Below are 12,178 nucleotides of genomic sequence, written 5' to 3' on the forward strand. Positions count from 1 at the left end.
TAATCTTTAGATTAAGACTTTTTAATAAAAAAATAATAAAGTATCTCTTATATTTAAAAAATAATTCCAGTAGAGTAGTTGGATATTTCTACTGGAATTTTTTTATAAGAAACCCCAATTGTATAGAATTTAAATGATTTGAATAAATCTAGAGATTTTAATTAATTTGTATATATTGTAAAATAAGTTAATATAGTAATTAGATAATATAGATTGGGGAGAGTTTATGAAACAAGCAGATTTAACAGGAATTCTAGTACTTGCTTTTTTAGGGGGAGGAATATTAACCTTTTTAGGGGTAATAATTAAATATTTTAATTGTGGAGATATTCTTAATGGCTTTGATGAAAAAAAGCATGATAAAGAGAAAGTATCTAGAATTGTTGGAATGGATTTTTTGATAATAGGATTAAGTGTAATAATAATTGCTCTTATTAGTATATTTATAGATAAGAAATATTATAATGCTATAATGATAACCCAAGGAATTATTATTGTTTTGGGATTAATAAAAGCTTTATATGATCAATTCTTTAAATGTGGTAAAAATTAATTATAAATAAATATGAAGATGGGGTGTTTTTATGTTTAAATTAAATCTAAAAGAAGAAGATATTCTAATGAAGATTACAGTTATGAAACAAGTGAGTAATAAGGATGCAGCTATAAATTTTTTATCAAATTTAGTAACTGGAGCTGGTGGAGATGTTGCGTATAAAGTAAATCTAATTGTAACTAAGGATTCTCTTTATTTAGAGCATGTAGGACATGCATCCTTAGGTTATGCTGAAGAAACAAGAGAGGTTGATCATATACCATTTAAAGACTTAAAAGAATTTTCAGTAACTACTAAAGATGAAAATGAGGAAGTAAAAATAGTAACTGCTAATAAGGAATTTAATCTTTTTAGAGATAATTCAAAAGGTGATAATTTAGCATTAACTATGGCTAAGGTAGTAGAAGATTTAAAGTAATATAGCTTTAAATTAATATAAAACTATAAAAATACATGTGTTTATTTAATTTTACAAATTAATAATATAATTAATAAATGAAAAGCTAGCAAGAAAAAAATAAAAAATCCTGCTAGCTTTTTATTTATAGTATAACTTCTATAAATTAATGTTTTTAGAGTTTAATTTTATTTATAAAGTGATTTTATAAAAGATGAATAAAATGTAAAAAGTATAAAAAACAAGTCGTTTTTTATAATATTACATAAAAAATTAGAATATCTTATATTGAATATAGGATTAAATTTTTGTATTATATAAATACTAAAATAATATATTGGCAAACCTAGGGAAATCTAGAGACGCAAAGCTAAAGGGGCTAAGGTTATATGATAACTATGCTAGCCAGTTGCCGAAGAATTAATATTCTTTGTTTTAATAGAGTTAATTTATAAATATATACTTAAGTATATATTTATTTTTAGAACTGTTTTTATGCAACTATCCTTTAATTAATATTAAGGATAGTTTTTTTTAGTAAAAATACTTTATTAAATGGTATAGGCGTAGAGAGATGACTCGTGGTTACATAATAATATGAGGGGGAAAATTATGAAGAAAAAAATATCTAAAATTCTTATTGCATCAATGATAATGTCAAATGCAAGTCCTATTTTGAATGTTTATGCTAGTGAGGTAATAAAGGAAAAGATAAGTTCTATAGAAGAAAGCGTAATAAATCAAGCATCTATAAATCAATTCAATTTAAATAGCTACGAGAATTTTGATGCATATAATCAAAAGTACAAAGTACAGAGAAATGAAATAGTTTCAATAACAAATAATGGTGGACAATATTCATCAAGCTCTATAGATAAAGCTATAGATGGTGATTTATCTACTCACTGGGAAACAGGAAGACAAAATAGTTCTGATTTTACAAATGAAGTTGTAGTTGAATTTAATGATTTAGAATCAATAGATAGAATAGCATATGCAACAAGACAAGATGGAGCAAGAGGAAAGGGATATCCAACAGAGTTTGATATATATGCTTCACAAACTGGAAATGATGATGACTTTAAATTAGTTTCTCAAGGGACAAGCAAGTCAACAGGAAACCTTATGGAATTTAAGTTTGATACAGTACAAGCTAAGAAAATTAAATTTGTCTTTAAAGTAGCAGATAGAGACTGGGCAAGTGCTTCAGAGTTTTGGTTTTATAAGGAAGATAAAATCATGGATAAGGTGAATTCTATATTCATAAATGAAGAGAAAAACAAGGTGAATCCAGAATTTGACACTATAGAAAAATTAGATGTTTTTGAAAATGAGATTAAAGATCATCCATTTTATGAGAGTTTTAGAGAAATAATAGAAAATGCTAAGTTAGTTTTACAAGGAAACAATGTAGTTTACAAGGATGCCTTAGTAAGTAAGTTTAAAGATTTTAATGATGAATCATTAAAAAAATATAATGAACTATTTAAGATAAATACATCATCAATAACGACTAATGGAGGAAATTATGCAGAGAATACAATAGATAGAGCTATTGATGGCGATGTTAATACAAAATGGCATTCTGGAAAGCAAAATAGTTCTGATTTTACAAATGAAGTAATAATTACTTTAGATAAATTAGAGACTTTAGATAGAGTAGTTTACACAAACTTAAATATGAGAGGATTTGCTGAGGCCTTTGATATATATACATCAAAGACAACTTCTGGAGATACTTTTGAAAAAGTAACATCAGGAAGCAGTGAAGTAACAAAAGGATCAATAGAAATTAAGTTTAATCCAACAGAGGCAAGAAGAGTTAAATTTGTATTTAAAAAAGGATATGAAAATTGGGCTTTAGCATCAGAATTTACTTTCTATAAAGAAGATCAGTTAAGAGATAAAATGAGTAGATTATTCACAGATAGCACTATGAGTCAAGTATCTGAAGAATTTAATACTTTAGAAAAAATAGAAAAGTTAGAATCAGAAGCTAAGGAGCATCCTTTTTATAATGATTATAAAGAAGAATTAGAGAATGCTAAGTTAATTATTGAAAATAAAGAGGTTCAATATACTGATGCTAAAGTATCTGACTTTTTAAATCCAGATAATGAATTACTTAAAGCTTATGATGCTATCTATAAGTTAGATAAAAGCAAAATAAAATCAATAAAAACCAATGGTGGACAATATGCATCAGAATCTATAGATAAAGCTATAGATGGAGATTTCAATACAAAATGGCATTCAGGAAAGCAAAATACAGAAAACTTTACAAATGAAGTTGAAATAGAATTAGAAGAATTAACTACATTAGATAGAATAGTATATACAGCACCTCGTGGTTCAAATAGAGGATTTGCTGAAGCTTTTGATATTTATGCATCAAGAACAACTAAGGGAGATAATTATCAAAAGGTAACTAGTGGCAATGCTAATATAACTCAAAATTCTGTAGAAATAAAATTTAATCCAACAGAATTTAAGAGAATTAAATTTGTATTCAAAAAAGGTTATGAAAACTGGGCTTGTGCTAGTGAATTTGGATTATATAAAGAAGATAAAACATCAGATAAAGTTGATAAACTATTTACAAATGGATTAATGAATGAATTATCAGAAGACTTTAATACAGAAGAAAAATTAGCTTCATTAGAGGAAGAGGTAAAAAATCATCCCTTAGTAAATTTATATAAGGAAAAATTAGAACTTGCTAAAGAAGTATTAGCAGGAAATACAGGATCTACTGTATTTGAATTACAAAGTAGAGGAAACTCAATTAAAGAATCTCAAAAAAGAAAGGTTTGGAATTTCCAAGACTGGCAACCAACTGGCTATGCAGTAAAATCTGGACAAGTAATAACTGTTTATGTTGATGTGGAAGATGGAAAGCCAACACCAAAATTAGTATTTAAACAAATGGATAGTCAGCATAACGGAGATGTTACTATAAGTTTAAGCAAAGGTAAAAATGTAATAACTATACCAGAAAAACCTACAAATGAGTTAAGACCAGGAACAGCTAAGGCAGGTGTACTTTATACAAGTAACCCATACACTTCAGAAGAACAAGGAAGAAAGCCTAAAATAAGAATAGAGGGTGCTATAAACTATCCAAACTATATAAAAGGCATTGATAATGATGAAGAAGTTATGAATGATCTTGAAGAATATGTTGATTTATTAAAAAAGGATCCTCAATTACCAGATGTATTTGATGTATTTAGTGATAAAACATTAGTTAACGTAACTGCAACCTATGCTTTAAATTGGTATAAAAATAATAATAAATTACCAAGTGAAACTGCAAATAAAAGTGATGAAGTAATTAAAGAAACTATGAAATATTGGGGATTTGATGAATCTAGTGAGGTTAACTCTGACTTTAACTTTAGATATATAAGTATGCTTAAATGGTTAGACAATGGAGGCTTTATGAATGCTGGAAATGGAATAACAGGATTTAATAAAGCAGAGCAAGGTGGAGCGTTAGGCGTAGATACTGGTTGGGGATTTATGCATGAAATGGGTCATAATTTTGACACTAATAATAGAACTATAGTAGAGGTAACTAATAATATGCTTCCACTTCATTTTGAGAGAATTAAAGGTGTACCATCTAATATAACTAGACAAAATTTATGGGAAAGAAACATATTACCAAAGGTGGCTTTAGATGATTATTCTAATAATGAATATTATCCAGAAAGTGATAAATCTTTATTATCTCATGTAGCCCCTTTATGGCAATTACAGTTATATGATAAAACTTTCTGGCCAAGATTTGAACAAGAATTTAGAAGTAGAGATATAGGTGGTGGAAGTTGGGAAAATAAACACAATGCATGGGTTATGGCTGCATCAGATGTGTTTAAGTTAGACTTATCAGAGCATTTTGAAAGACATGGAATGGATGTATGGAAAGAGACTAAGGAATATACATCTAAATATCCTAAACCATCTAATAAATTATGGTACGCAAATGATAAAATGTACTTAAATAAAGGTGGAGTATTTACAGAAAATCTTAAGTTCGAGGCAGAAGCAAAAATAGTAAACGGAAATGATGTATCAATTTCTTTTGATATAGATAATGAAAATAAAAACAATGTTATAGGATATGAAATATCTAGGGATGGCAAAACAATAGGATTTACATCAACAAATAATTTTGTTGATCACGGAGCTAATATAGATGAAAACCATGAATACAGTATAGTTGCTTATGACAATGAAATAAATCCTAGTAAGCCTTATAATTTTAAATTACATGCTCCAAGTATTAGTGCACAACAAAAGGTTTTAATAGCGCTTAATGAAGAGTTTAACCCATTGGATTACGTAAAAGCTTATAATTACGAAGGAAATGATATAAGCAATAAAATTGAAGTAATTAAGAATACTGTTGATAACACTAAGAAAGGTGAATATGAAGTTGTTTATAAAGTCACTGATGAAGAGGAAACTAAAGAAAAAGCTCTTAAAGTTGAAGTAGTTAGTACTTATGACTATTTATCAGATGAAGAGTGGGAATCAGTAGAAACTCAATGGGGAACTCCAAGAAGAAATACAAATATAAAAGGTAGAGTAAATGGAGAAATTAAAACCTTTGATAAGGGCATAGGAATACATGCTAATGGAAAAGTTGTATATGATTTAGAGGGAAAAGATTATGACAGATTTGAAGCTTTATTAGGTGTTGATCAAACAATAGGAGCTAACGATAATTCAAGTATTTCTTTTAAGGTTATAGCAGATGGAGAGACTTTAGAAACAACTAAGGTTTTAAAATATAATGATAATATGGTAGAAATAAATATTCCAGTTAAAGGAATTAACAAATTAGAGATACAAGTTAGTGATAGTGGAAATGGAAATACATCAGACCACGGTATAATAGTAAACCCTAAGTTATCAACTAATAATGTAAAGCCTAAAATAAAAACTGAAGATGCAGTAATAAATGTTAAGGATAATTTTAATATATTAGATGGTGTTACTGCTAATGATGTAGAAGATGGTGATTTAACATCAAGCATAAAAGTAAAATCAAGTGATTTTGAAGCAAATAGAGGTGGAATATACACTGTAGTTTATGAAGTTACAGATAAAGACGGAAACACAGTTACTAAGGAAAGAAAAATATACACAATAACTACAGCTGAAAGTTTAAGTGATAAGGAATGGAAATCAGCATCATCTGGATGGAGAGATGTAAAAAAAGACTTAAGTGTTGAAGATAATAGAATAACTTTACTTGGTGAAAATGGACAAGAAGTAGAATATGATAAAGGTCTTGGAACTCATGCAAACTCAGAGATAGTTTATGATTTATCAGGTAAAAATTATGGAATGTTTGAAACTTATGTTGGTGTAGATAGAGAAATGAGAAACTCTAATGAGCCATCAGTAATATTTGAAGTTTACGTTGATGGAAAAAAAGTATTTGATAGCGGTGTTATGAATGTAAACACTGAAAGAAAGCATGTTTTAATTCCAATAGCAGGAGCAAGTGAGCTTAAATTAGTCGCTAAAGATGGTGGAAATGGAAATGCCGGAGATCATGCAGACTGGGCAGATGCAAAAGTTTATACTACAAGCGATAAACCAATATTAACTGGGGAAGAGGTAGCCTTAAATATAGGTGATTCATTTAACCCATTACAAGGAATGGTTGCTAATGATCCTGAAGATGGAGACATAACAAAGAATATAAAAGTTATAAATAATAATGTAAATACAAAAAGAGGAGGTAACTATGTAGTATCCTATGAAGTTACTGATTCTCATGGAAATAAAACTACACTAGATAGAAAAGTATCAGTTGTTAATGCTTATGATTATATAAGTGATAAGAACTGGAAATCAGCTAATTCAGGTTGGAGAAGTGTACAAAAAGATAGAAGTGTTGAAAATAATACCATAACTTTACTTGGTGAAGATGGACAAGAAGTGGAGTATAAGAAAGGTATTGGAACTCATGCAACTTCAACAATAGTATATGATTTATCTGAGGGAAATTATAAGTTCTTTGAAGCATATGTTGGTGTAGATAGAGAGATGAGAAATTCTGATGTATCATCTTTAAGTTTTGAAGTTTATGCTGATGGAAAAAAAGTATTTGATAGTGGTGTTATGAATTCAGAGACTCCAAGAAAGCATGTTTTAATTCCAATAGTTGGAGTAAGTGAACTTAAATTAGTAGCTAAAGATGGTGAAAATGGAAATGGAGGAGATCATGCAGACTGGGCAGATGCTAAGTTATTATATGCAGACTCTAAGGATTTTACTGCTTTAGAAAGAATAGTTGAGGAAGCAAGAGGAGTAGATGAAAATTTATATACAGAGGAAAGCTTTAATAAATTACAAGTTGCTCTAGAAAAGGCTAATAAAGTATTAGAAACTCCTAATCCAGAACAAGAGGTAATAGACTCTACTATTATAGAGCTTAGAGAGGCTATGGATAATTTAGAGGCAGCTATTGATTTAACAGAGGAAGTTAATATACCAGATAATGAATTAAAAAGGGCTATAAAAGATCAATTAAATATATCAAGTGATGTAATAACAAGAGGAGATATGAATAAGTTAACAAACTTATCAGCAGTTGGATATGGAATAGCAAACTTAGAAGGTTTACAATATGCTGTAAATATAGAAGACTTAAATCTTGACTGCAATGAAATAAGAGATATATCTAAAATAAAAGGTTTAAAGAAGCTTAACAATGTAAGCATAAAAGAACAATATATAGTTATAAGATCACCAGAAGAAGTTGAAGGAAAATATGTTATAAATGAATCCTTTGTAGGAAAAGATGGAGAAAGATTAGCACCTAAAGAAATAAACATAAGAAGAAATACAGGTGGACAAAGTATTGACATATCAAATGTTGATGTTGAAAGTTCTTTAAATAATGGAAATTTAGAACTAGATACTAAGCTTTTTAAAGAAGGAGTTAGTGGCATATCAGCAGTATATAAGGATTTAGATGGGAAATATGTAGCTACGCTTTCAACTATAGTAAGTAGATAAAAACAATTTATTTAAGCAGAATATTTAAATTAAAGTAAAAGGAAAGGGATTCGTATTTTAAATACGAATCCCTTATTAGTTTTATATATAAAATATTTGAAATGGTATTTAGTTTTTACATTACTATTTAATTTATTATTCATTTAAATAAGATTTTATAAATAACTTTTATCTTAGTGATTTTAATATATGGTGTTGTAAAAATATTATGCACAATATAGCTAAGAATATAGGAAAGAAAGGGTTAAATTTAAAACATACTATACATAGACATAATATTAAAATAATAAAATTTAAAAAAGTTGAAAATAATATCTTTTTATATTTTTCTTCGTTTAAATTAGTATATAGAATTCCATTAAATCTAATTTCAGTATCGCCACTAAGGAATGAACAAATTGGATTAATAATTCCAGTCATAAGCATAGTTAAAAGTATCATTAAAGAAATACAATAATATATAAGCATCTACATCTTTCCTCCTTACTTAGAATATTTATTTAAATTTAAATTTTAATCTTATATTAAAAAATAATAATAAATTAATCAATAGGTTTTGCGCAACTGGTCGAAAAGTTAACGAAATTGGCATAAAAGTAAGTAAATGTATTAATAGAGGGTTAATAAGGTATGAATTTTAGGCACTTAATATATAAGTAATATTAATAAATTTATTTTTATTAAGGGTTTATTAGATGAGTTTTACATATATTATTAAAGGGTTAGTTTGTTAAATATTGGTGGATTTAATGGGGGAAATTATATAAAATTAATCTAAGGTTTATATTTTAATATGTTAGGAGAAATGTTATGGAGGAAAGAGAGAATAAATATTTAAAGAATAAGAATTTTAACTTTAGATTAGGAGTTTATATTATTACCATTTTAATATTTTTAGGTGTAGCTACTTTTAAAATATCATCATCAATAAGAGAGTTTAATGAGAGGTTTAAAGTAAGTGAAGAGTTTTTAGGAGAAACAGTATCTAGTGACGGAAAGTATAAGATTGAAGCTTATCTTATTAATGGGGGGGCTACGGTAGATTGGTCAGTTAAATGTTATTTAAGGGAAGGAGAGAGTAAAAAAGAGATATATAGGGATTATCATATAAATGAGGCAAATATGATTTGGATTGATAATGATACTATTTCAATAAACAATCATAATATAGACTTACCAAATGGTAAATATGATTTTAGAGATGAATAAAGTAGAGAGTAGGTTTTAAATTATATTGCAGTAAATTAGTATACTTTTGATTAAGTAGGTTTAAGGTAATATATTAGGGCTTACTCTAATTTTTTATTAAAAAGCATTTTAAACAATAAAGTTTTAATGGTAGATTTTTTTGTTATAAGAAGAAGCTTAAAGTTTAACAAGATTATTGTATTAGTGACATGGGGAATTTAAAACTTAAATATCCTAATAGGCTTAAGTTTAATAAGGTTACTATTAGGTAACATAGATATAATAAATATAAACTAGAAATCTATAAATTAAAATTTATAGATAAAAGCTATAGAGAATTAAAATTGTATTAAAATAAAGTTCATATTATCAACAAAAAGTTAATAAATGCATGAAAAATAAATAATAGTATTTAAATACATTAATTGAAAAAATATGTATTTGAGGTTAATATTATATGAAATAAGAAAACAAAAGTTTAAGGTTAAGGGGAGGAAAATCTATGGGTAAACATTTAGCTACGGATATACGTGTAGCTATTGAGAAGGATAATCCATCTATTTGTAGAGATGAAGAGAAATGTATAAAATGTGGTTCATGCAAAAATATATGCACAGATTATATAGGAGTAAATGGTCATTATTCTTTGGAGAAAACTAATGATACTGCTGTTTGTATAAATTGTGGTCAATGTGCGAATGTATGCCCAACATCTAGTATTACAGAGGTTTTTGATTATAAAAAGGTACAAGATGCGATAAGTGATAAAGATAAAATAGTCATAGTTTCTACGTCGCCTGCTGTTAGAGTATCTTTAGGTGAAGAATTTAATATGAATGATGGAAGTTTTGTTCAAGGTAAAATGATAGCATTACTTCGTAAGTTAGGTTTTGATTATGTTCTTGATACTAATTTCGCTGCTGATATGACTATAGTTGAGGAGGCAAGTGAATTAGTAGAGCGTATAACTAAAAATAATAAACCTCTACCTCAATTTACTAGTTGTTGTCCGGCTTGGGTAAAATATGCTGAAACCTTTCATCCAGAAATCTTAGAGCATATTTCAACTTCAAAGAGTCCTATAGGTATGCAAGGACCTACAATAAAGACTTATTTTGCAAAGAAGATGGGAATTGATCCTTCTAAGATTGTAAATGTAGCCTTAACGCCATGTACAGCTAAAAAGTTTGAAATCAAAAGAGAAGAAATGAATGCATCAGGTAGATATTATGGCATAGAAGATATGCGTGATATGGACTATGTTATAACAACTAGGGAAGTAGCTATTTGGGCTAAAGAAAAAGAAATTGATTTTAATTCTTTAGAGGATAGTAACTTTGATAAATTAATGGGAGAAGCTTCAGGGGCTGGTGTTATATTTGCTAATACAGGTGGAGTTATGGAAGCTGCTTTAAGAACAGCATACAAATATATTACCAAAGAAGATCCACCTAAAGATTTTTATGATTTAGAGTCTGTAAGAGGTATTGAAGGTGTTCGTGAAGCTAGTTTTAAAATAAATGACTTAGAAATAAACATAGCTGTTATTTATGGAACTGAAAATGCTTTAAAGTTTATTTCAAAGATAAAAAATTCGGATAAGAAATATCACTTTATTGAGGTTATGACTTGTCCAGGCGGATGCATAGGTGGAGGGGGACAACCTAAAGATAAAAAATTTGAGGGTGATAAACTTAGAGAAAAACGTATAGATGGATTATATAAAAGAGATTCAAGCATGAAATTAAGAGTTAGCTATGAAAATGAAGAGATTAAAAAGTTATATGAGGAGTTTTATGAAAAACCTTTAAGCAATCTTGCTGAGGAAATGTTACATACAACTTATTTTGATAGAAGTAAAGATTTAGGAGGAGAAAAAATGAGTGAATCAGTAAAATATCGTTGTACAGTTTGTGGATATATACAAGAAGGAGAATTACCAGAAGGATTTATATGTCCAGTTTGCAAGAGTCCAGCTTCAGCCTTTGTAAAAGTTGAAGAGAAATCAGAGGTAGATGATAAAGATTCTAATAAATCAGAATCATCTAGTGAAAGTAGTAATAAATATAAAGGAACAAAAACAGAAAAGAATTTAATGGATGCATTAGCAGGGGAGTCCATAGCTAGAAATAAATATACATTCTTTGCAGAGGTAGCCAAGAATGAAGGATATGAACAAATATATGAACTATTCTTAAAAACAGCTGGCAATGAAAGAGAACATGCTAAACTATGGTTTAAGGAGTTAGGATATTTAGGAGATACTAAAGAAAATTTATTACATGGGGCAGAAGGAGAGCATTATGAATGGTCAGATATGTATGCTAGATTTGCAAAAGAGGCTGAAGAAGAGGGATTTTTTGATTTAGCAGAAAAATTTGTAGAGGTTGCTAAAATAGAAAAATCTCATGAAGATAGATATAGAAAGCTTTTAAACAATATAAAGATGAAAAAGGTATTTGAAAAATCAGAAGAAACTATGTGGGAATGCTTAAATTGTGGATATCTTGTTATTGGTAAAAAGGCTCCAGAGGTTTGCCCAGTATGTAATTATGCCAAAGGATTTTTTGAAGTAAGAGCTGAAAATTATTAATAATAATTTATTTTACATAGTTTAAGCTTATAAATTATAAAAACAATCTTTGTCACTATAAAAATATAGGTATAAGTAAATTACTTCCTTTAAAGTAGATAAGAAACTATAAAAATCTATTTTAAAGGGAGTATTTTTTTATTTGAAATGATACATAGATAAACTATGTTTTATTAAAATAATAGTTTAAAAATAGATAAAGAGGATTTTAAAAGATAAATTTAAGTGATTTTACAGGGGAAGTGAAATAGAAATATTTCTTTAAATGTATGTACAAATTATATAATTTATTAACAAATTATATAAAGTATTCTTTTTGTATTAAAATATTAGACTTAAATTATTGATATTAAATAGTTTAAATAGTAAAATTCTTTATATAAAACGTTTTCGAAAGCGGATA

The 12,178-nt window shown here is 27.7% G+C and carries 5 protein-coding genes and 1 riboswitch; all 5 genes read left to right on the forward strand.

Features of this window, described 5'->3' with window-relative positions:
• Positions 1–226 precede the first annotated feature (226 nt).
• The 5 genes from CPF_RS05270 to rbr all read left to right on the forward strand — a co-directional run bounded on the left by CPF_RS05270 (position 227) and on the right by rbr (position 11,775).
• Positions 227–553 (forward strand): DUF3784 domain-containing protein, encoded by a 327-nt coding sequence (locus CPF_RS05270; RefSeq protein ID WP_011590547.1) that lies wholly within the window; start codon positions 227–229, stop codon positions 551–553.
• A gap of 31 nt (positions 554–584) precedes the next feature.
• Positions 585–974, forward strand: a complete 390-nt coding sequence (locus CPF_RS05275) for a hypothetical protein (RefSeq protein WP_041702644.1) — start codon at positions 585–587, stop codon at positions 972–974.
• Between the two features lie 308 nt (positions 975–1,282).
• A riboswitch (cyclic di-GMP riboswitch) is annotated at positions 1,283–1,370 on the forward strand.
• A 195-nt stretch (positions 1,371–1,565) separates the two neighbouring features.
• Entirely contained in the window at positions 1,566–7,994 is a 6,429-nt protein-coding gene (locus tag CPF_RS05280; protein WP_011590549.1) for an NPCBM/NEW2 domain-containing protein, read from the forward strand.
• Positions 7,995–8,804: 810 nt separating this feature from the next.
• Positions 8,805–9,203, forward strand: coding sequence for a DUF5412 family protein (locus CPF_RS05290; RefSeq protein ID WP_011590551.1), 399 nt, complete (start codon positions 8,805–8,807; stop codon positions 9,201–9,203).
• Positions 9,204–9,684: 481 nt separating this feature from the next.
• On the forward strand, positions 9,685–11,775 hold the full coding sequence (gene rbr / locus CPF_RS05295; protein ID WP_011590552.1) for a rubrerythrin: 2,091 nt from the start codon (positions 9,685–9,687) through the stop codon (positions 11,773–11,775).
• Positions 11,776–12,178: the final 403 nt, after the last annotated feature.

It is taken from the genome of Clostridium perfringens ATCC 13124 (genome assembly GCF_000013285.1).
GTDB lineage: Bacteria > Bacillota > Clostridia > Clostridiales > Clostridiaceae > Sarcina > Sarcina perfringens.